Source organism: Streptomyces sp. HUAS TT7, assembly GCF_051550175.1.
GTDB lineage: Bacteria > Actinomycetota > Actinomycetes > Streptomycetales > Streptomycetaceae > Streptomyces.
This window is the reverse complement of record NZ_CP196175.1, coordinates 3,675,066-3,695,909: the sequence shown is the minus strand read 5'-3', so window position 1 is coordinate 3,695,909 and position 20,844 is coordinate 3,675,066. Positions and strand designations below refer to the sequence as shown.

The window sequence follows — 20,844 nt, the reverse complement described above, 5'->3', positions numbered from 1 at the left end:
CCCCGCTCAGTGGGGCAGAGCCGCTGGCGTAGGCTGGATCGGTCCGTCCATATCCCCTCCGAAAGGGACACCTCCGGTGACTGAGAAGGCCGATCTTCAGTCCGTTCTCGACCGTGCCGCCGCGGGTGGGCGGATCACCCCGGAGGAAGCGCTCGACCTGTACCGGTCCGCGCCGCTGCACGCGCTCGGCGCCGCCGCCGACGCGGTGCGCCGCCGCCGCTACGCCGGTACCGAGCACATCGCGACGTACATCATCGAGCGGAACATCAACTACACGAACGTCTGCGTGACGGCGTGCAAGTTCTGCGCCTTCTACGCCGCGCCCAAGGACACCGCCAAGGGCTGGACCCGCGACCTCGACGACATCCTGCGCCGGTGCGCGGAGACCATCGAACTCGGCGGCACCCAGATCATGTTCCAGGGCGGGCACCACCCCGACTTCGGCGTCGAGTACTACGAAGAGCACTTCGCCGCGATCAAGAAGGCCTACCCCCAGCTGGTCATCCACTCCCTCGGCGCCTCCGAGGTCGAGCACATGGCCCGCATCTCCAAGGTGAGCGTGGAGGAGGCCATCTCGCGGATCCACGCCGCCGGGCTCGACTCCTTCGCCGGCGCCGGTGCCGAGCTGCTGCCCGAGCGGCCGCGCAAGGCGATCGCGCCGCTCAAGGAGTCCGGCGAGCGCTGGCTGGAGATCATGGAGACCGCGCACGGCCTGGGCGTCGAGTCCACCTCCACCATGCTCATGGGCACGGGCGAGACCAACGCCGAGCGCATCGAGCACCTCCGCATGATCCGCGACGTGCAGGACCGTACGGGCGGCTTCCGCGCGTTCATCCCGTACACGTACCAGCCCGAGAACAACCACCTCAAGGGCCGCACCCAGGCGACGATCTTCGAGTACATCCGCATGATCGCCATCGCCCGGATCTTCCTCGACAACGTCGCGCACATCCAGGGCTCCTGGCTGACCACGGGCAAGGAGGCCGGGCAGCTCACCCTGCACTACGGCGCCGACGACCTCGGCTCGGTCATGCTGGAGGAGAACGTCGTCTCGTCGGCCGGTGCCAAGCACCGCTCGAACCTCCGCGAGATGATCGACATGATCCGCACGGCCGACCGGGTGCCCGCCCAGCGCGCCACCACCTACGAGCACCTCGTCGTGCACGACGACCCGGCGAACGACCCGGTCGACGCGCGCGTCCAGTCGCACATCTCCTCGACCGCGATCGAGGGCGGCACCGCCCACCCGGAGCTGAAGCTCCTCGCCTCCAACTGAGGCCGCGATCCTGACGTGCTGACGCTTCACGCCGCCGACCTCGTGCTGCCCGGGGACCGCGAGCCGGTCCCGGGCGGCGCGGTCCTGGTCGACGGCGACCGGATCGCGATGATCGCCGCGTACGAGGATGTGGCCGCCGGGCACCCCTCGGCCCGCGTCCGCCGCTGGCCCGGCGTGCTCACGCCCGGCCTGGTCAACCGGCACGGTGCGGCCCTGCTTGAGCGCACCTATTTCCCGGACGACCCCTTCGAGGTCGACGAGCTCGGCACCGAACCGCTGACCGGCGCCGCGCTCGCCGCCCTCGGCCCGAGCGAGTCCCGCCGGGGCAACAGCGCCCGCCGCTGCACCCAGAAACTCCTCGCGCACGGCGTGGTCGCGGTGACCGGCCCCATCACCACCCCGGCGGTGCGAACCGCCGTACAGCGGGCGGGACTTGAGGTGCTGCCGGGCGGTGGCGTCGAGGGTCCTTCGGCCCTTGACCCCTTCGCCGGTGCCAAGCCGAGCGAGGCCTTCCTGGCCCCGCTCGCGGTGGGCGGTCCCGCCCGGTTCGCGGTCTTCGCGGTGCCGGACGAGGCCGCTCTCGCCGCGCAGGGTGCCGGGACCTGCATCGCCACCGTCGTCGGCGGGCGGCTGGTGCACCGGCGCCGCTAGGTCAGCTTCCGGAAAGCGCCTTCGCGAAGGCGCCCGGCTCCTGATCAACGCCGCTGCAACTCGCTTGCGCCACGGCCGAGTTGACCCCACCGCCGCACTTCTGATCGCGGTACGTCACCCACATGGACAGCCGTCCGACGCCCTTGTCCCGGGCGAACTTCCGTACCTTCGCGGCGTCGTCCAGGGTGAACGTCTCGCCCTTCACGTCGTTGACGCCGATCATCGACGTGACCCCGAGCCCCTGCCAGGCCGCAGTGTCCGAGAGGCCCAGGACCTGCTGGAGCTGGCCGTGCGCGGCGGTCGCGGCCCGCACCGCGTAGTCGCCCATGTCGCCTCCGAAGGAGGTGCCGTAGTTCATCGTCATCACGTTGACGGCCGAGACCTTCACGCCGTGGTCCTTGGCCGACTTGAGCAGAGCCGTGCCCTGGGGAGTGAGCCCGGTCGGCATCACCGCGAGCGTGAACGTCGCCTTGAGGCTGCGCTGCTTCTGGAGCAGGGCTATCGCCTCCGCGCGCCGGGTGAGCGCGGCCGCATCGGCGAGGGCGGCGCCCTCGATGTCGAAGTCGGCCTCACCGGCGCCGACCGCGTCAAGGGCCGAGCCGTAGGCGGCGGCCAGCTGGGCCGGGGTCTTGCAGGTCAGCGCCAGCTCCTTGCCGGCCTGCCCGCCGAAGGACACCCGCACCGCGGCGCCCGACTTCTTCAGCCCGGCCGCCCGGTCCTTGACGTCCCTGTCCACGACGGCCGTGTCGTCGTCCCACACCGCCCGGCAGGTGTTGCCGTGCGCGACGGCGAAAGCCAGGTTGTAGACGGCCGGGGAGCCGACGGCGTCGGTCGGCGAGGCCGTCGTGGCGCTGACGTAGGGGGAGTACGCGCTGTTCAGCGGGCCGTCCGCGGCGGTGGGCCTGGCCGGGGCGTCCGGGGCCGCGTCCGGGGTCGCGGAGCACCCCGCGCACACCAGCGCGGCCAGGGCGCCGAGCCCCGCGACCGGCACCCTCAGGAGACTCCGCATGTCGTGTGCACCCGCTCTCGTGGTTCCGCGCCCCCGTGGCACGGAAAGGAGAATGTACGCGGCCCGGCTGTGCCGGTGAGGGCCGGGCACCCGGCTGTGCGGCGTACTGCTTGAATGGGAAGCGTGACCCGCGCATCCCTGGACAAGCAGCCGCACGAAGTCGCCTCGATGTTCGACGACGTCGCGGCGCACTACGATCTCACCAACGACGTGCTCTCCCTCGGCCAGGCCCGGCTCTGGCGCAAGGAGGTCGCGAAGGCGGTCGACGCGCGGCCCGCGCAGAAGGTGCTCGACCTCGCGGCCGGCACGGCCACCTCCTCGCAGCCCTTCGCCGCGGCGGGCGCGTACACCGTGCCCTGCGACTTCTCGCTCGGGATGCTCAAGGTCGGCAAGGAGCGCCAGCCCCACATGCCGTTCACGGCGGGCGACGCGACGAAGCTGCCCTTCCGCGACGACACGTTCGACGCGGTGACCATCTCCTTCGGGCTGCGCAACGTCCAGGACACGGACGCCGCGCTGCGGGAGATGTACCGGGTCACCAAGCCGGGCGGGCGGGTCGTGATCTGCGAGTTCTCCCAGCCGACGTGGAAGCCGTTCCGGACGGTGTACACGGAGTACTTGATGCGGGCGCTGCCCCCCGTCGCCACGGCCGTGTCCTCCAACCCGGAGGCGTACGTGTACCTGGCGGAGTCCATTCGGGCCTGGCCCGCCCAGAACGCCCTTGCCGGGCGGCTTCAGCAGGCCGGCTGGTCCAAGGTGGCTTGGCGGAACCTGACGGGTGGGGTCGTGGCGCTGCACCGCGGTTTCAAGGGCTGAGCAGGGTTGGGTGGGGGCGCCGCGCCCCCACACCCCCGCTCCTCAAACTCCCCCAAGGCCTGAAGGGCCAGGGAGGGACCCCCATGAGGGGCTGGATTCTGCCCCCAGCGTCGAGATCGCAGGACCTGGCCGGTCAGACTTCACCCAGCTCCAGGCGGAAGCACGGGATTCCCAGGCCCGACACCCTCGACTCGTACGTTCTCGACAGCGTCATCCCCAGCCGCTCGGTCATCGCCAGCGAGCGGGTGTTGTCCGGGTGGACCATCGCCACCACGTGGTCCAGGCCCTTCGCGCGGACGCGGTCGAGCGTGGCCCGGGCCGCCGCCGTCGCGTAGCCGCGGCCCCAGTGCGCGCGGCCCAGGCGCCAGCCGATCTCCACTTCGCCCGCCGGGCCCCAGTCGTCCAGCGGCCAGGGCTGGGCGCCGGTGAAGCCGATGACCTCGTCGTTCTCGTCCAGCATCGTCCAGAAGCAGAAGCCGTGTTCGGCGTCGTGTCTGCGCTGGCGGGCGGTCAGTTCCTCGTAGACGGAGACCTCCGCGGAGCGGCCGCCGTGGAACTCCATGACCTCCGGGTCGTCGAACACCCGGTGCCAGGCGTACGCGTCCTCCTCGGTGGGCACCCGCAGCCGTACTGCGGGCAGAGGCTTGTCCGGTACGGCGGACGGTACCGACGACGGTATGGAGGACTCGGGGGAGACGGAGCTCATGGCGTGGGCAACCCTTCGCGATGTCGATCAACAGCCACCCATAGACTGCACATGTCCTGTGCTTGTCGGCACGCAAATTCGAGTCTTCGGGAGATCCCGCTGTGACCGAGCCGCTCTCCGAACACACCGCGGACGTGATCGTCGTCGGGGCCGGTCCGGCCGGTTCGACGACCGCGTACTACCTGGCCAAGGCCGGACTCGATGTGCTGCTCCTGGAGAAGACCGCCTTCCCGCGCGAGAAGGTGTGCGGCGACGGGCTGACCCCGCGCGCCACCAAGCAGCTCGTCTCCATGGGGATCGACATCTCCGAAGAGGCCGGCTGGCTGCGGAACAAGGGCCTGCGGATCATCGGCGGCGGCGTCCGCCTCCAGCTCGACTGGCCGGACCTCGCCTCGTACCCGGACTATGGACTCGTGCGCAAGCGCGACGACTTCGACGAGCAGCTCGCCCGGCAGGCGCAGAAGGCCGGCGCCCGGCTCTACGAGCGCTGCAACGTCGGTGCCCCGATCATCGATGAGCGCAACGGGCGCATCACCGGCGTCAACGCCAAGCTCGGCGAGGAGAAGACCCCGGTCACCTTCCACGCCCCGCTCGTGGTCGCCGCCGACGGCAACTCGACGCGGCTCTCGCTCGCGATGGGCCTGCACCGGCGCGAGGACCGCCCGATGGGCGTGGCCGTGCGGACGTACTTCACCTCGCCCCGGCACGACGACGACTACCTGGAGTCCTGGCTCGAACTGTGGGACCGGCGAGGCCCGCAGGACCGCCTTCTGCCCGGCTACGGCTGGATCTTCGGCATGGGCGACGGCACGTCCAACGTCGGCCTCGGCATCCTCAACTCCTCCTCCGCGTTCCGGGAGCTGGACTGGCGCGAGATCCTCAAGGCGTGGTGCGCCTCCATGCCCGAGGACTGGGGCTACACCCCCGAGAACATGACGGGCCCGATCCGCGGCGCCGCCCTCCCGATGGCCTTCAACCGCCAGCCGCACTACACCAAGGGCCTGCTGCTCGTCGGTGACGCGGGCGGTCTGGTGAACCCGTTCAACGGCGAAGGCATCGCGTACGCCATGGAGTCGGGGCAGATCGCCGCGGACGTCATCGTCCAGGCGCACGCCCGCGCGACCCCGTCCCAGCGCGAACTGGCGCTGCACGCCTACCCGAAGATCCTCAAGGACACCTACGGCGGCTACTACACGCTGGGCCGCGCCTTCGTGAAGCTGATCGGCAACCCGAAGGTCATGAAGATCGCGACCCAGCGCGGGCTCACGCACCCGATGCTGATGAAGTTCACGCTGAAGATGCTGGCCAACCTGACCGACCCGACGGGCGGCGACGCGATGGACCGCATCATCAACGGGCTCTCGAAGGTGGCTCCGAAGGCCTGATCGGTGATGGGGCGCGGCCGCCGCCCGCGCGGTCGCGCTCTACTCCTCGTCGTTGGGCGGGGAGATGAACTCCAGGGTCCATGTCTCCTGGAAGTCGGGCGCCGGCTTCACGAGTGTGATCTGCGCGCCACGGTGGCCCGCACGCAGGGCCAGGCCGTTCTCCGACAGGATCTTGAGCCCGCCGATGACCCGCTCGAAGGTGAACTTCGCCAGCTCGGTGCGTTCGACACTGTTGACCCAGAGCTTGTCCTCGGCGATCACCAGGCCCGCCTTGTCATGCTGGGCGAGGCGGATCACGTAGGGGGCGCCGAGGGTGTGCTCGGTGGGCTCGACGAGCCACTCCTGCTCGATCGGCAGCGGGTTCAGGCGGTCGGTGATGACGGGGGCACCGTGCTTGACGGCGTATTCGGTGGCCGTCAGCAGGGACGTCGGGCCGATGATGTGGGCGTGGATCTTGTAGATGCCGGGCCGTACTGGTACCGGAGCCATGTGCGGGGCTTCCTCTCGCTCGGTTGGCACGTCTTCTGACGGAGCGCCGGAAGACGTGGTCCCAACCATCGCGGTGAGCACGGCGGTCGCACAGGTCCAGTTACCGCCAAGCCCACTACGACCCGGATCAGCGGCCGCCCGACCGCCCATGCGAAACCGCTGCTTTCCCAGATGCCTTCTGTGACACCGGATGCAGGACGACAGACATCGGTCGGCCAGTGCGCACTGTGGTGACGCACTACGAGCGTGGTTGCACCGGCACTCTCACCGCGCCCGGGGCGCCGGGGCCCTCGTGTGGGAGGGGGTGGAGAAATTCCAACAGACCCGCAGCCGGCGGCGTCGGGCCGGCTCCGGGTATGTGGCACAGCCCGAGCAGTATTTTCCTGAATACCGAGTAGCCAATCCTGGCCGCCCCATGAACCCACGGCAGGAGAGCCACGAGACCGGCCACACTTTGCCGAGCTCTGAAAGCAAGGGCTTTGACTGGTTTAAGTGCCTCCAAGCGATCGGCATCATTGTCGGTATTTTCGTCGGCATTTTTCGTTGACGGCTTCAAGGGCAATACCCTCAGCCTCTGAGCGCTCTGCTCATCGGGTAGGGGCAGGAGGTCACGGGGCGCCGTTGTGTCCGGCCCACCCGAGTGTGTCGTCGCCGAACTCGACTGTGTCTTGGGCGAGTTGGCGGTCCGAGCGGATGTGGCCGAGCAGATGCCGGTCGCCGTGGTTCCCGGGATCGACGGCGGCGGAGACGACGGCGGAAGGGGTGCGGCGTGAGCCGGACCGCCCTCGCGGCGCCGGACGAAGTGGGGCCGGCCCTTCGAGCCATGGTGCCCGCCAGCCTCGCGGGCGGGCAAACGCATGACCTGACCTGCGAACCCGCCGAGAGACCCGGCACGTAAGGTCAGGCGATGGCCTACGACATCATGTTTCTGCGGGTTCCTCCGGGGCGCACCTTCGACGAGGCCCTGACAGAGGCCAACTCCGCCTACGACCCGGACGCCGACCTCAAGCCCATGGACCTGACCGGCGAACAGCGTGCGGCTTGGGACAGGTTCGTCCAGCGGACAGAGCGGGAGATCGGGCCGGTCACCACTCAGGAGTATCCCTACAGCCTGACTCTGTGGCGTGACGGGCCCGCCGGTTGGCTCCAGCCGGCCTACGCCGGGGACTCGGCCGACATCGAGATCCCCTACCGATACCCGGGGCGCGAAGCGCTGCCCATCATGGCGGAGGCGTATCGCATCGGGCGGATGGCCGAGGAGGAGTTCGGCATCGAGGGCTACGACCACGAGGTCGATCAGCCTGTCCGGACCGGCGACGTGAGCCTCGCGGCGGCCAGGCTCGGCGGCGTCGCGCGCTGGGCACAGGAGACCCTCACCTGAGAGGAGGCAGCGCCCATCGAGTGTGCCCCAGGCCCCGAGTCGCCCCCTCGGCGCGTACCTAGAAGCGCCGCTCCACCTCGTCCGTCCAGCGGACGGGAACTTCTCCGGCGAACCGGGACAGACCGGTGCGCAGTTCGTCCGCGGAGAGGTCCCCGCCCTGGCGGCGGGCTATGTATTCGTGCCGCTTGCCGCTGTGCAGCGTCACCCACACCGCGCGATGGTGCTCGTAACCGCCCGCATGGCTCTCGTCGCCGTGCTCCCAGATCGCCACGGTGCCGACCTCGATCTCCCGCACCTCCGCCCAGGGTGCGTCGAAGCGCGTGGCGAGGTGTACCCCCGCCGCGTCCGCGCGGATGACCGGACGCACCGCCCCGTACACGCACGCCAGGACCAGGAACGCGCCGGCGCCGAGGACGAACAGGGCGAAACCCCAACCAAAGGCGAGTTTGGCCCAGTCGACGGGCCCGTGCCAGGGCTGGATGCCGGTCAGCATCCACAGGCCGAGCACCATGAACACGATCCCGATCGCGGCGAACATGCCGAGCCCGTCGGCGTAGACCTCGTACGACTGCGGTTCCGGATCCTGCACCTGCTCGTCCATGCGTGCACCCCCTGATACGTGCATGGTGCCCCGGAACAGGCAGAGTTCAACACATTCCGGGCATGCCGAAGGGCCGTTCCTCCCGAGCGGGGGAGCAACGGCCCTTGCAGGCGGTGCGGGTGCGGCTCAGAAGGCCGCTGTACGCCTCAGAGAACGCGGACGGCGCCCGTGGGCTGGTCCCAGTCCAGGCTGCGCTCGACGACGCCGGTCGAGGGGTTCTGCGCGCCGACGAACTTGCCGCCGCCCACGTAGATCGCCACGTGGTACGCGGAGCCGGAGCCGCCCCAGTACAGGATGTCGCCCGGCTGCAGGTTCGACAGCGAGACCTGGGTGCCGGTGGCCGACTGGTCCTGCGAGACGCGCGGCAGGTCGATGCCGACCTGGCGGTAGGCGGCCTGCACGAGACCGGAGCAGTCGTACGCGCTGGAGCCGGTGGCACCCGAGACGTACGCCTTGCCGACCTGGGCCAGCGCGAAGTTCACGATGGCGGCGGCGGAACCGGTGGCGTTGGACGCCTTGAACGACGTGCCGGTGGAGGTGGAGCCGCTGTCCGAGGACGACTTCGCGCTGAGCGTCTTGCGCTCGGCGGAGCGGGAGGCGCGCTCGGCGGCGTCGGCCTTGGCCTTCGCCTCCGCTTCGGCCTTCGCCTTGGCTTCGGCGGCCTTCTGCTCGGCGTCGTCCTTGGCCTTCTTGGCGTCCTTGGCGGCGCTGGACGCGGCGGCGTCCTGGGCGGCCTGGAGCTGGAGGTCGGCGGCGACCGTCTTGGTGGCCTGCGCCGTGGCGGCCGCGGTGGTCGCGAGGTCGCCCGTCAGCGTCGGCATCTCGATGGTCTCGGTCACCGGCTGGGCGGCGATGGCCGGGGCGGCCGCGCCTGCCAGCGCGATGGTGCTGAGTACGCCACCGGCAACTCCGGCCCGAAGCGAGACCTTCGAGGCGCTGCGGCGGGGCTTCCGGTGGCTGGGTATGTGAGCGGTGTGGGACATGGGTACAACCGCTATCAGGGGTTCAGGGTTCCCTTCAAGAAACGTGTGCTGCGCCACAGTTGATGGCGGAAGAGGCGAATCCGCTTCTTGCCAGCACTTATTGACGCCGTAACGGACAAACCTGGCATGCGCGATCAGGGCTGTGATCATGTGTTTTCCATGAAACGTCCGAATTGCCCGACGCTTACCATCCCCTCATGTCGATGGCCAAGCCCCGTTGATTCCACGACTGTTGGCGAGTGACGCAGGTCACATCATGGGTTGATCCGGTCGGGCGGCGGCCTTCCGGGCGGCGGGGGCGGCTTTCGTGGAGAGGCGTACGCGTCCACCTCTGGGTGTCGAAGCCCCTCTCGCGGGTGACGGGCGCCCACCTATCACTGGACGCCCGTCCATCGCCAATTTGCCTGTAGCGCACATCTCTTGATAAAGCCAGACGGTCGCCGACCAGGGGTAACACCTCCGGATGTCACGTCTCGTGATCACTCGGGCGCTTCACGTATGAAGATCACTGCTCATCCGACTTCATGATCCTTCGTCAGGTGGTGGAGATCACAAAGGCGTTGGTGTACCCCGTGTCGCAGATCACAGACCGCCGGGCATAGGATGCGGGGCAGTCGGGCTTGTGAACTGCCTCACATGTACGCGATCTTCATGCGAACCGGGAGGCGGCGAGACGTTTGCGAGACCCGCTGTGCGGTCCAACGGTCAAGGACGACTGGAAGGAGCGAGGAGCGTGAATGCCTACGCGCCCATCCTCGTGCTCGGCGCCCTCGGGGCAGGGTTTGCGATCTTTTCCGTGGTCATGGCCACGCTAATCGGCCCAAAAAGGTACAACCGGGCGAAACTTGAGGCGTACGAGTGCGGCATCGAACCCACTCCCACGCCGGCCGGCGGCGGGCGCTTCCCCATCAAGTACTACCTGACGGCGATGCTCTTCATCGTCTTCGACATCGAGATCGTCTTCCTCTACCCCTGGGCGGTCACCTTCGACGCCCTGGGGCTTTTCGGGCTCGTGGAGATGCTGCTCTTCGTGCTCACCGTCTTCGTCGCCTACGCGTATGTGTGGCGGCGCGGCGGCCTGGAATGGGACTGAGGGGCTGAGGGGCACCTATGGGACTCGAAGAGAAACTGCCTAGCGGCTTCGTACTGACCACTGTTGAGCAGGCCGCGGGCTGGGTGCGCAAGGCGTCCGTCTTCCCTGCCACCTTCGGCCTGGCCTGCTGTGCCATCGAGATGATGACGACCGGCGCGGGCCGCTACGACCTGGCCCGCTTCGGCATGGAGGTCTTCCGCGGCTCCCCGCGCCAGGCCGACCTGATGATCGTGGCGGGCCGGGTCAGCCAGAAGATGGCGCCGGTCCTGCGGCAGGTCTACGACCAGATGCCCAACCCCAAGTGGGTGATTTCCATGGGGGTTTGCGCCTCGTCGGGCGGAATGTTTAACAATTACGCAATTGTTCAGGGTGTTGACCATATTGTCCCGGTAGATATCTACCTGCCCGGTTGCCCACCCCGGCCCGAGATGCTGCTCGACGCCATCCTCAAGCTCCACCAGAAGATCCAGGGCTCGAAGCTCGGGGTCAATCAGGAGGAGGCGGCCCGCGAGGCGGAGGAGGCGGCCCTCAAGGCGCTCCCCACCATTGAGATGAAGGGGCTGCTGCGGTGAGCTCTCCCGATACTCCGGACACCCCCGAACAGAACGGCGTGCCCGCCCAGCGGGACGACACCGGCGAGGTCATCGGCGTACGCAAGGGCATGTTCGGCGCCGCGAACGGCGGTGACACCAGCGGCTACGGCGGTCTCGTACGCACCATCACGCTGCCCGGCGCCTCCTCGCGGCCCTACGGCGGTTACTTCGACGAGGTCGCCGACGAACTCGAAGGCGCCCTGGAGGAGCAGGACCTGCTTCCCGGCAACGCCATCGAGAGGACGGTCGTCGACCGCGGCGAGCTCACCTTCCACATCGCCCGCGAACACCTCGTGCGCGTCGCCCGCACCCTGCGCGACGACCCCGCCCTGCGCTTCGAGCTCTGTACGGGCGTGAGCGGTGTCCACTTCCTGGGGGACAAGGGGCGTGAGCTGCACGCCGTCTACCACCTGCGCTCCCTGACCCACGGCCGGCTGATCCGGCTCGAAGTGAGCGCCCCCGACAGCGACCCGCACATCCCCTCGCTCGTCGAGGTCTACCCGACCAACGACTGGCACGAGCGCGAGACGTACGACTTCTTCGGCCTCGTCTTCGACGGCCACCCCGCCCTCACCCGGATCATGATGCCGGACGACTGGCAGGGCTTCCCGCAGCGCAAGGACTACCCCCTCGGCGGCATCGCGGTCGAGTACAAGGGCGCCCAGATCCCGGCTCCGGACCAGCGGAGGTCGTACAGCTGATGTCCACTTCACATGCTTCTGCTCGGGAAACGACCGAGGGGACTGTATATACAGTCACCGGCGGCGACTGGGACGAGGTCGTCCAGTCCGCGGCCAAGACCGACGACGAGCGCATCGTCGTCAACATGGGCCCCCAGCACCCCTCCACGCACGGTGTGCTCCGGCTGATCCTGGAGATCGAGGGCGAGACCGTCACCGAGGCCCGTTGCGGAATCGGTTATCTGCACACCGGCATCGAGAAGAACCTCGAATTCCGCACCTGGACGCAGGGCACCACCTTCGTCACGCGCATGGACTACCTGACGCCGTTCTTCAACGAGACGGCGTACTGCCTCGGCGTCGAGAAGCTCCTCGGCATCACCGACCAGATCCCCGACCGGGCCTCGGTCGTCCGGGTCCTGCTCATGGAGCTCAACCGGCTCTCCTCGCACCTGGTCTGCATCGCCACCGGCGGCATGGAACTCGGCGCGACCACGATCATGATCTACGGCTTCCGCGATCGTGAACTCATTCTCGACATCTACGAGCTGATCACCGGCCTGCGCATGAACCACGCATTCATCCGCCCCGGCGGCCTCGCCCAGGACCTGCCCCCGGGCGCGGTGGACCAGCTCCGCGAGTTCGTGAAGACCATGAAGAAGAACCTGCCGGAGTACGACAAGCTCGCCACCGGCAACCCCATCTTCAAGGCCCGCATGCAGGACGTCGGCTACCTCGACCTCACCGGCTGCATGGCGCTCGGCGCCACCGGACCGATCCTGCGCTCGGCCGGTCTGCCGCACGACCTGCGCAAGACCGACCCGTACTGCGGCTACGAGAACTACGAGTTCGACATCCCGACCGCCGACACCTGCGACTCCTACGGCCGCTTCCTGGTCCGCCTGGAGGAGATGCGCCAGTCGCTCAGGATCGTCGAGCAGTGCCTGGACCGCCTTGAGCCGGGCCCGGTCATGGTCGAGGACAAGAAGATCGCCTGGCCCGCGCAGCTCGCGCTCGGCCCGGACGGACTCGGCAACTCCCTCGACCACATCAAGAAGATCATGGGCACCTCGATGGAGTCCCTGATCCACCACTTCAAGCTGGTGACCGAGGGCTTCCGGGTCCCCGCCGGACAGGCCTACGTGGCCGTCGAGTCGCCCAAGGGCGAACTCGGCGTACACGTCGTCTCCGACGGCGGCACCCGCCCCTACCGGGTCCACTTCCGCGACCCGTCCTTCACCAATCTGCAGGCCATGGCGGCCATGTGCGAGGGCGGCCAGGTCGCCGACGTCATCGTCGCCGTCGCGTCCATCGACCCCGTGATGGGAGGCGTCGACCGGTGACAGACGTCCAATTGGGCATGCCCCAACTGCCCGCGCCCGACTACCCGGCCGATGTACGCGCCCGGCTCGAAGCGGACGGCAGGGAGATCGTCGCCCGCTACCCCGACAGCCGCTCCGCGCTGCTGCCGCTGCTCCACCTCGTCCAGGCCGAGGAGGGCTTCGTCTCGCGCACCGGCATGGCCTTCTGCGCGGATCTCCTGGAGCTGACGACGGCCGAGGTCACGGCCGTGGCCACCTTCTACTCCATGTACCGGCGGGGGCCGTCCGGCGACTACCAGGTCGGCGTCTGCACCAACACGCTGTGCGCGGTGATGGGCGGCGACGCCATCTTCGACGAGCTGAAGCGGCACCTGGGCGTCGGCAACAACGAGACGACCGACGACGGCAAGGTCACCCTCGAACACATCGAGTGCAACGCCGCCTGCGACTTCGCGCCCGTCGTGATGGTCAACTGGGAGTTCTTCGACAACCAGACCCCCGAGAGCGCCAAGCGCCTCGTCGACGACCTGCGCGCCGGCCGCCAGGTCGAACCCACCCGGGGCGCGCCCCTGTGCACGTACAAGGAGACCGCGCGCATCCTGGCCGGCTTCCCCGACGAGCGGCCCGGCGCGGTGGCCGCGACCGGCGGCGCGGGACCTGCCTCGCTGGCCGGCCTCAGGCTCGCCAGGGGCGAGACGCCGGGTGCGCGCGTGGTGCACCCGCGCGGCGGGGGGGCTCATGACCAACCCGAGCCGGGATCAGGGCACTTGAGCTCGCACGCCCGTCCGTCTCCCGACCACCGCCCCTCAACGAGTCCCTCCGGGACGCCGAACACCTCGCAGCAGACCTCCGCGTCCGACCCCGAGCATCCCGCGGGCCCGGTCAACGAGGAGGGGGAGTGATGACCTTGGCAACCGAGATCGAGGGAAACGGGAACGGGAGCAGCCCCGAGAAGCTCCTGGCCCCGGTTCTCTCCGCGTTCTGGGACCAGCCGGAATCCTGGACGCTGGACACCTACCGGCGCCACGACGGCTACGAGGGTCTGCGCAAGGCGCTCGCCATGACGCCGGACGACCTCATCGCGTACGTCAAGGACTCGGGCCTGCGCGGCCGTGGCGGTGCGGGCTTCCCCACCGGGATGAAGTGGCAGTTCATTCCCCAAGGGGACGGCAAGCCGCACTATCTGGTTGTCAACGCCGACGAGTCGGAGCCCGGGACCTGCAAGGACATCCCGCTCCTGTTCGCCAACCCGCATTCCCTCATCGAGGGGATCGTGATCGCCTGTTACGCGATCAGGTCGTCGCATGCCTTCATCTATCTGCGGGGTGAAGTCGTCCCCGTGCTGCGGCGGCTGCACGAGGCCGTGAAGGAGGCCTACGCGGCGGGCTACCTCGGCAAGAACATCCTGGGCCGCGGTCTGGACCTCGAACTCACCGTGCACGCGGGCGCGGGCGCGTACATCTGTGGCGAGGAGACCGCACTCCTGGACTCCCTCGAAGGCCGTCGCGGCCAGCCCCGGCTGCGACCCCCCTTCCCCGCGGTAGCCGGTCTGTACGCGTGCCCCACTGTCGTCAATAACGTGGAATCCATCGCGTCGGTTCCCGCGATCCTGCACCGCGGGAAAGACTGGTTCAAATCGATGGGCAGCGAGAAGTCACCGGGCTTCACGCTGTATTCGCTGAGCGGGCACGTCGCGGGCCCCGGCCAGTACGAGGCGCCGCTCGGCATCACCCTGCGCCAGCTGCTCGACATGAGCGGCGGGATGCGGGCCGGCCACCGGCTCAAGTTCTGGACGCCGGGCGGCTCCTCGACCCCGATGTTCACCGACGAGCACCTCGACGTCCCGCTGGACTACGAGGGCGTGGGCGCGGCCGGGTCGATGCTCGGCACCAAGGCGCTCCAGTGCTTCGACGAGACCACCTGCGTGGTGCGGGCGGTCACCCGCTGGACCGAGTTCTACGCCCACGAGTCCTGCGGCAAGTGCACGCCGTGCCGGGAAGGGACGTACTGGCTGGTCCAGTTGCTCCGCGACATCGAGGCCGGCCAGGGCTCGATGGACGACCTCGACAAGCTGAACGACATCGCCGACAACATCAACGGCAAGTCGTTCTGCGCCCTCGGCGACGGCGCCGCCTCGCCGATCTTCTCCTCGCTGAAGTACTTCCGCGACGAGTACGAGCAGCACATCACGGGCAAGGGCTGCCCCTTCGACCCCGCCAGGTCCACCGCCTGGGCGGACGACAGCACGGAGGTGAACGCATGACTGTGACGACGAGTAGCGCTTCCTCCGGGGGCGGCGAGGCGGCCGTGCCGCCGGAGGACCTCGTCTCGCTGACCATCGACGGCATCGACATCAGCGTCCCCAAGGGCACCCTGGTGATCCGTGCCGCCGAACAGCTCGGCATCGAGATCCCCCGGTTCTGCGACCACCCCCTGCTCGACCCGGCCGGCGCCTGCCGCCAGTGCATCGTCGAGGTCGAGGGCCAGCGCAAGCCGATGGCGTCCTGCACCATCACCTGCACCGACGGCATGGTCGTCAAGTCCCAGCTCACCTCGCCGGTCGCCGAGAAGGCCCAGCGCGGAGTGATGGAACTCCTCCTGATCAACCACCCGTTGGACTGCCCGGTCTGCGACAAGGGCGGCGAGTGCCCGCTGCAGAACCAGGCCATGCAGGTCGGTGACACGGATTCGCGTTTCGAGGGCAAGAAGCGCACCTATGAGAAGCCGGTCCCGATCTCCACCCAGGTGCTCCTGGACCGCGAGCGCTGCGTCCTGTGCGCGCGCTGCACCCGGTTCTCCAACCAGATCGCCGGCGACCCGATGATCGAGCTGATCGAGCGGGGCGCGCTCCAGCAGGTCGGCACGGGCGAGGGTGACCCGTTCGAGTCGTACTTCTCCGGGAACACCATCCAGATCTGCCCGGTCGGCGCGCTGACCTCGGCGGCGTACCGATTCCGCTCCCGGCCCTTCGACCTCGTGTCGTCGCCGTCGGTGTGCGAGCACTGCGCGGGCGGCTGCGCGACCCGCACCGACCACCGGCGCGGCAAGGTCATGCGGCGCCTGGCGGCCGACGACCCCGAGGTCAACGAGGAGTGGATCTGCGACAAGGGCAGGTTTGGATTCCGGTACGCGCAGAAGGCGGACCGTCTGACCACGCCCATGGTGCGCAGCTCGGAGACCGGTGAGCTCGAACCGGCCGGCTGGCCCGAGGCCCTTGAGGCGGCCGCCGCCGGACTCGCCGCCGCGCGCGGCCGGGCCGGGGTGCTCGCCGGCGGCCGGCTGACCGTCGAGGACGCGTACGCCTACGCCAAGTTCGCGCGGATCGCCCTCGACACCAACGACGTCGACTTCCGGGCCCGGGTGCACTCCGCCGAGGAGGCCGACTTCCTGGCGGCCCGGGTCGCCGGACACGGCCGGGACCTCGACGGGCGGGGCGCCACCTACACCTCCCTGGAGAAGGCACCGGCCGTCCTGCTCGCCGGGTTCGAGTCCGAGGAGGAGGCGCCCGGCGTCTTCCTGCGGCTGCGCAAGGCCTGGCGCAAGCACGGCCAGCGCACCTTCTCGCTCGCCACCCACATGACCCGTGGCCTGAAGAAGGCGGGTGGCACGCTGCTTCCCGCCGCGCCCGGCACCGAGACCGAGTGGCTGGACGCGCTCGCGGGCGGCGTCGGCCTGGACGCGGACGGCACGAGAGCGGCCGAGGCACTGCGCTCCCCGGGCGCCGTCCTCGTCGTCGGTGAACGGCTCGCGGCCGTGCCCGGCGCGCTGACCGCCGCCGTACGCACGGCCTCGGCGACCGGCGCCGACCTGGTGTGGATCCCACGCCGGGCCGGCGAGCGCGGCGCGGTGGAGGCGGGCGCGATCCCGTCGCTGCTGCCCGGCGGCCGCCCGGCCACCGACCCGCGCGCCCGCGAACAGGTCGCATCGGCCTGGGGCGTACGCGAACTCCCGCACCGCTACGGGCGCGACACCGGCCAGATCGTCGAGGCCGCGGCCACCGGCGAACTGGGCGCGCTGCTCGTCGCGGGCGTCGATCCGGCGGACCTGCCGGACCCGGCACGCGCCCGCGAGGCCCTAGCGGAGGCCTTCGTGGTCAGCCTGGAGCTGCGGCCCACCGAGGTCACCGCCCACGCGGACGTGGTCTTCCCGGTCGCGGCCGTCGCCGAGAAGCCCGGCACCTTCCTCAACTGGGAAGGCAGGGCCCGCCTGTTCGAGGCCGCGCTCAAGCCGGAGCAGCTGACCCGCACCCCGGCGCCCACGGACGCACGGGTGCTGCACATGCTGGCCGATGCCATGGACGTCCACTTCGGGATGCCCGATGTCCGCTCCGTACGCCGTGAGATGACGCGGCTCGGCACCTGGGACGGGCCGCGCGCCAGCGAGCCCCTGGAGTCGGCGCAGGCGCTGCCGAGGCCCGGTGCGGGCGAGGCGGTCCTCGCCGGACACCGGATGCTGCTCGACCAGGGATCGCTCCAGGAGGGCGACGAGGCGCTGGCCGGCACCCGGCACGCGGCCGTGGCGCGGCTCTCCGTGACCACCGCGGCCGAGTCCGGCGTCAAGGACGGCGATCTCCTGGAGGTCACCGGGCCGTCCGGCAGCGTCCAACTCCCGCTCCAAGTCAGCGAGATGGCCGACCGGGTGGTGTGGCTTCCGCTGAACTCCGTCGGCGGCGGCGTCACCGCCGACACCGGCGCGATCCCCGGCCAGGTCGTCCGCATCGGCCCGGCCGTTACGGAAGCCCCCTCGGAGGTGGTGGAGGCGTGATCACGCTCGCTGCGGAGGACCTCTCCCTGTTCGGCCGCGACCCCTGGTGGCTCGTCGTCGTCAAGGCCGTCTTCTGCTTCGCGTTCCTGATGGTGACCGTGCTGTTCTCCATCGTGTGGGAGCGCAAGGTCGTCGCCTGGATGCAGCTGCGCATCGGCCCCAACCGGCACGGCCCCTGGGGCATGCTCCAGTCGCTCGCCGACGGCATCAAGCTGATGCTGAAGGAAGACGTCATCGTCAAGCGGGCCGACAAGGTCGTCTACGTCCTCGCCCCGATCATCGCCGCGATCCCGGCGTTCATGGCGATCGCCGTGATCCCGTTCGGGCCCGCGGGCAACGAGGTGTCGATCTTCGGCCACCGCACCACGATGCAGCTCACCGACCTGCCGATCGCCATGCTGTACGTGCTTGCCGTGGCCTCGGTCGGGATCTACGGCATCGTGCTCGCGGGCTGGTCGTCCGGCTCGACGTACCCGCTGCTCGGCGGCCTGCGCTCGTGCGCGCAGATGATCTCGTACGAGATCGCCATGGGCGCGGCGTTCGCCTCGGTCTTCCTGTACTCGGGGTCGATGTCGACCTCGAAGATCGTCGAGGCGCAGGGCGACCGCTGGTACATCGTGCTGCTGCCGGTCTCCTTCATCATCTACATCGTCACGATGGTCGGCGAGACCAACCGGGCCCCGTTCGACATGCCGGAGTCCGAGGGCGACCTGGTCGGCGGGTTCAACACCGAGTACTCGTCCATCAAGTTCGCGATGTTCATGCTCGCCGAGTACGTCAACATGGTCACCGTCTCGGCCGTCTCGGTCACCCTCTTCCTCGGCGGCTGGCGCGCGCCCTGGCCCATCAGCACCTTCTGGGCGGGCGCGAACCACGGCTGGTGGCCGATGCTCTGGTTCGTCATCAAGGTCCAGCTGCTGCTCTTCTTCTTCATCTGGCTGCGCGGCACCCTGCCCCGGGTCCGCTACGACCAGCTGATGAAGCTGGGGTGGAAGGTCCTCATCCCGGTCTCCGTGGTCTGGCTGATGCTGGTCGCGACCGTCCGGGCGCTGCGCAACGACGGCTACGACTTCTCGAAGATCGTGCTGTACGTCGGAGGCGCGGTCATCGTGGTGCTGCTTCTCTCCTTCGTCGCGGACATCTTCCGCGGCAAGAAGGAAGCCGAGGAGGCGAAGGTGCCGCCCGCGGCCTTCGACCCGATGGCCGGCGGGTTCCCGGTGCCCCCGCTGCCCGGCCAGACCCTTCCGCCCGTACCCCGCCGACGGCCGCGTCAAGAGCGCGAGTTGATTGTCAGTGGTGGCGTCGATACTGAGAGTGACCGAGAAGGAAGGGAGGGCGACGGTGTCTGAGTCATCGACCGGTAAGTCGGGGAAGCCTGGAGAGTCGGGGAAGCCCGCGGAGTCGGGGGAGAAGTTCCTCAACCCCGTGGCCGGCTTCGGCGTGACCTTCAAGGCCATGTTCAAGAAGCGGCTGACCGAGCAGTATCCGGAACAGCAGAAGACCACCGCGCCGCGCTTCCACGGCCGCCATCAGCTCAACCGGCATCCGGACGGCCTGGAGAAGTGCGTCGGCTGCGAGCTGTGCGCCTGGGCCTGTCCCGCCGACGCCATCTATGTGGAGGGCGCGGACAACACGGACGAGGAGCGCTATTCGCCGGGCGAGCGCTACGGCCGGGTCTACCAGATCAACTACGCCCGCTGCATCCTGTGCGGCCTGTGCATCGAGGCCTGCCCGACCAGGGCGCTGACGATGACCAACGAGTTCGAGCTGGCCGACTCCTCCCGCGAGAGCCTGATCTACACCAAGGAGCAGCTGCTCGCCGGGCTCGACGACACCATGGTCGACACCCCGCACGCGATCTACCCGGGCATGGACGAGCAGGACTACTACCGGGGCCTGGTCACCGAGGCCGCGCCCGGCACCGAGCGCCAGGTCGCCCGATCCAAGGGCGAACGGCCCGAGGAGGTGGGCGCATGATGTCGCTCGCCGCGGCCGCCTCGCACACCTCCACGGGCGAGGCCTTCCAGTTCTGGGTGCTCGGCACGGTCGCCGTGATCGGCGCGCTGTGCACCATCCTGATGAAGAAGGCCGTGCACAGCGCGCTCTGCCTGGCCGGAACCATGATCATCCTCGCGGTCTTCTACCTCGCCAACGGGGCGTACTTCCTGGGCGTCGTCCAGATCGTCGTCTACACCGGCGCGATCATGATGCTGTTCCTCTTCGTCGTCATGCTGGTCGGCGTCACGGCGGCCGACTCGCTGAAGGAGACCATCAAGGGCCAGCGCTGGTGGGCCGCGGCCTGCGGGCTCGGCTTCGGGGTGCTCCTCGTCGCGGGCATCGGCAACGCCTCCCTGAAGAGCTTCAACGGGCTCGGCCAGGCCAACGCCCATGGAAACGTCGAAGGGCTGGCCACCCTCATCTTCACCAAGTACGTCTTCGCCTTCGAAATCACCGGCGCCCTGCTGATCACCTCGGCGGTCGGCGCGATGGTGCTCACCCATCGGGAGCGCACCGAGCGCGCCAAGACCCAGCGGGAGATGTCCGAGGAGCGCGTACGCGGCAAGTACCTGCCCCCGCTGCCCGCCCCCGGCGTCTACGCCCGGCACAACGCGGTGGACATCGCGGGCCTGCTCCCCGACGGCACGCCCTCCGAGCTCACCGTCAACCAGACGCTGCGCGGCCGCGGCCAGATCCGTGACGTGTCCAGCGAGGCGCTCGCCGACCTCAAGGCCCTGGAGCAGCGCTCCGAGGAACGGCTCGGCCGGGACGAGGAGGCGGTCAAGTGAATCCGGTCAACTACCTCTATCTGGCAGCCCTGTTGTTCACCATCGGCGCCGCCGGAGTGCTCATCAGGCGGAACGCGATCGTGGTCTTCATGTGCGTCGAGCTGATGCTCAACGCCTGCAACCTCGCGTTCGTCTGCTTCTCCCGGCTGCACGGCAATCTCGACGGCCAGGTCATCGCGTTCTTCACGATGGTCGTCGCCGCCGCGGAGGTCGTCGTCGGGCTCGCGATCATCGTGTCGCTCTTCCGTTCCCGCCACTCGGCCTCGGTCGACGACGCCAGCCTGATGAAGCTGTAAGGGGTCGCTGAAT

21 protein-coding genes are annotated in these 20,844 nt (G+C 69.2%); 16 read left to right on the top strand and 5 right to left on the bottom strand.

All coding sequences use genetic code 11. The features are described 5' to 3' along the window. Positions 1–76: 76 nt before the first annotated feature. Together mqnC and ACSHXC_RS16560 are read left to right on the top strand one after the other, a co-directional pair. On the top strand, positions 77–1,276 hold the full coding sequence (gene mqnC / locus ACSHXC_RS16565) for a cyclic dehypoxanthinyl futalosine synthase (RefSeq protein WP_438292337.1): 1,200 nt from the start codon (positions 77–79) through the stop codon (positions 1,274–1,276). Positions 1,277–1,291: 15 nt separating this feature from the next. After that, entirely contained in the window at positions 1,292–1,927 is a 636-nt protein-coding gene (locus ACSHXC_RS16560) for an amidohydrolase family protein (RefSeq protein ID WP_438292336.1), read from the top strand. 1 nt (position 1,928) lies between these two features. On the opposite strand, the gene ACSHXC_RS16555 is transcribed toward ACSHXC_RS16560, so the two are convergent. After that, a complete protein-coding gene (locus ACSHXC_RS16555; RefSeq protein WP_438292335.1) occupies positions 1,929–2,936 on the bottom strand; it encodes a chitinase in 1,008 nt (335 codons plus the stop codon). 123 nt (positions 2,937–3,059) lie between these two features. Here ACSHXC_RS16555 and ACSHXC_RS16550 point away from each other — a divergent pair, with 123 nt between their 5' ends. Next, positions 3,060–3,752: a demethylmenaquinone methyltransferase gene (locus tag ACSHXC_RS16550; protein ID WP_438292334.1), complete on the top strand. Its 693-nt coding sequence runs from the start codon at positions 3,060–3,062 to the stop codon at positions 3,750–3,752. A gap of 133 nt (positions 3,753–3,885) precedes the next feature. Here the strand turns inward: ACSHXC_RS16550 and ACSHXC_RS16545 are convergent, their stop codons facing one another. Continuing rightward, entirely contained in the window at positions 3,886–4,458 is a 573-nt protein-coding gene (locus ACSHXC_RS16545) for a GNAT family N-acetyltransferase (protein ID WP_438292333.1), read from the bottom strand. Positions 4,459–4,559: 101 nt separating this feature from the next. On the opposite strand from ACSHXC_RS16545, the gene ACSHXC_RS16540 reads away from it, so the two are divergent. Beyond that, positions 4,560–5,843: a geranylgeranyl reductase family protein gene (locus tag ACSHXC_RS16540; protein ID WP_114040340.1), complete on the top strand. Its 1,284-nt coding sequence runs from the start codon at positions 4,560–4,562 to the stop codon at positions 5,841–5,843. Positions 5,844–5,882: 39 nt separating this feature from the next. Here ACSHXC_RS16540 and ACSHXC_RS16535 read toward each other — a convergent pair whose 3' ends face one another. Beyond that, entirely contained in the window at positions 5,883–6,332 is a 450-nt protein-coding gene (locus ACSHXC_RS16535) for a hypothetical protein (protein WP_438292332.1), read from the bottom strand. 907 nt (positions 6,333–7,239) lie between these two features. On the opposite strand from ACSHXC_RS16535, the gene ACSHXC_RS16530 reads away from it, so the two are divergent. Next, the gene (locus ACSHXC_RS16530) at positions 7,240–7,713 is read left to right on the top strand and encodes a hypothetical protein (RefSeq protein WP_438292331.1); all 474 of its coding nucleotides are present in this window, start codon (positions 7,240–7,242) and stop codon (positions 7,711–7,713) included. Between the two features lie 58 nt (positions 7,714–7,771). Here ACSHXC_RS16530 and ACSHXC_RS16525 read toward each other — a convergent pair whose 3' ends face one another. Then, positions 7,772–8,314: a hypothetical protein gene (locus ACSHXC_RS16525; protein WP_438292330.1), complete on the bottom strand. Its 543-nt coding sequence runs from the start codon at positions 8,312–8,314 to the stop codon at positions 7,772–7,774. Positions 8,315–8,460: 146 nt separating this feature from the next. Then, complete coding sequence (locus tag ACSHXC_RS16520) at positions 8,461–9,297, bottom strand: C40 family peptidase (protein WP_438292329.1); 837 nt, start codon at positions 9,295–9,297, stop codon at positions 8,461–8,463. Between the two features lie 733 nt (positions 9,298–10,030). Here ACSHXC_RS16520 and ACSHXC_RS16515 point away from each other — a divergent pair. The 11 genes from ACSHXC_RS16515 to nuoK are packed head-to-tail and all read left to right on the top strand — an operon-like array spanning position 10,031 to position 20,831. Next, positions 10,031–10,390 (top strand): NADH-quinone oxidoreductase subunit A, encoded by a 360-nt coding sequence (locus tag ACSHXC_RS16515; RefSeq protein ID WP_030494815.1) that lies wholly within the window; start codon positions 10,031–10,033, stop codon positions 10,388–10,390. 17 nt (positions 10,391–10,407) lie between these two features. Beyond that, a complete protein-coding gene (locus ACSHXC_RS16510) occupies positions 10,408–10,962 on the top strand; it encodes a NuoB/complex I 20 kDa subunit family protein (protein ID WP_100578785.1) in 555 nt (184 codons plus the stop codon). Beyond that, on the top strand, positions 10,959–11,684 hold the full coding sequence (locus tag ACSHXC_RS16505; protein WP_438292328.1) for an NADH-quinone oxidoreductase subunit C: 726 nt from the start codon (positions 10,959–10,961) through the stop codon (positions 11,682–11,684). Before ACSHXC_RS16510 ends, ACSHXC_RS16505 begins: the two co-directional genes overlap by 4 nt. Further along, positions 11,684–13,006: an NADH-quinone oxidoreductase subunit D gene (locus tag ACSHXC_RS16500; RefSeq protein ID WP_438292327.1), complete on the top strand. Its 1,323-nt coding sequence runs from the start codon at positions 11,684–11,686 to the stop codon at positions 13,004–13,006. The genes ACSHXC_RS16505 and ACSHXC_RS16500 overlap by 1 nt, the downstream gene beginning before the upstream one ends. 17 nt (positions 13,007–13,023) lie before the next feature. Continuing rightward, on the top strand, positions 13,024–13,887 hold the full coding sequence (gene nuoE / locus ACSHXC_RS16495) for an NADH-quinone oxidoreductase subunit NuoE (protein WP_438296621.1): 864 nt from the start codon (positions 13,024–13,026) through the stop codon (positions 13,885–13,887). Next, positions 13,887–15,248 carry an NADH-quinone oxidoreductase subunit NuoF gene (gene nuoF, locus ACSHXC_RS16490; protein ID WP_386037451.1) on the top strand — a complete coding sequence of 454 codons (1,362 nt, stop codon included), beginning with the start codon at positions 13,887–13,889 and terminating at the stop codon, positions 15,246–15,248. The genes nuoE and nuoF overlap by 1 nt, the downstream gene beginning before the upstream one ends. After that, the gene (locus ACSHXC_RS16485; protein WP_438292326.1) at positions 15,245–17,749 is read left to right on the top strand and encodes an NADH-quinone oxidoreductase subunit G; all 2,505 of its coding nucleotides are present in this window, start codon (positions 15,245–15,247) and stop codon (positions 17,747–17,749) included. The genes nuoF and ACSHXC_RS16485 overlap by 4 nt, the downstream gene beginning before the upstream one ends. Further along, positions 17,746–19,098 (top strand): NADH-quinone oxidoreductase subunit NuoH, encoded by a 1,353-nt coding sequence (gene nuoH, locus ACSHXC_RS16480; RefSeq protein ID WP_438292325.1) that lies wholly within the window; start codon positions 17,746–17,748, stop codon positions 19,096–19,098. Before ACSHXC_RS16485 ends, nuoH begins: the two co-directional genes overlap by 4 nt. Next, positions 19,091–19,726 carry an NADH-quinone oxidoreductase subunit NuoI gene (gene nuoI, locus ACSHXC_RS16475; protein WP_438292324.1) on the top strand — a complete coding sequence of 212 codons (636 nt, stop codon included), beginning with the start codon at positions 19,091–19,093 and terminating at the stop codon, positions 19,724–19,726. The genes nuoH and nuoI overlap by 8 nt, the downstream gene beginning before the upstream one ends. Then, positions 19,723–20,535: an NADH-quinone oxidoreductase subunit J gene (locus ACSHXC_RS16470; protein WP_438292323.1), complete on the top strand. Its 813-nt coding sequence runs from the start codon at positions 19,723–19,725 to the stop codon at positions 20,533–20,535. Before nuoI ends, ACSHXC_RS16470 begins: the two co-directional genes overlap by 4 nt. Continuing rightward, positions 20,532–20,831 (top strand): NADH-quinone oxidoreductase subunit NuoK, encoded by a 300-nt coding sequence (nuoK, locus tag ACSHXC_RS16465; protein WP_053728780.1) that lies wholly within the window; start codon positions 20,532–20,534, stop codon positions 20,829–20,831. The genes ACSHXC_RS16470 and nuoK overlap by 4 nt, the downstream gene beginning before the upstream one ends. Positions 20,832–20,844: the final 13 nt, after the last annotated feature.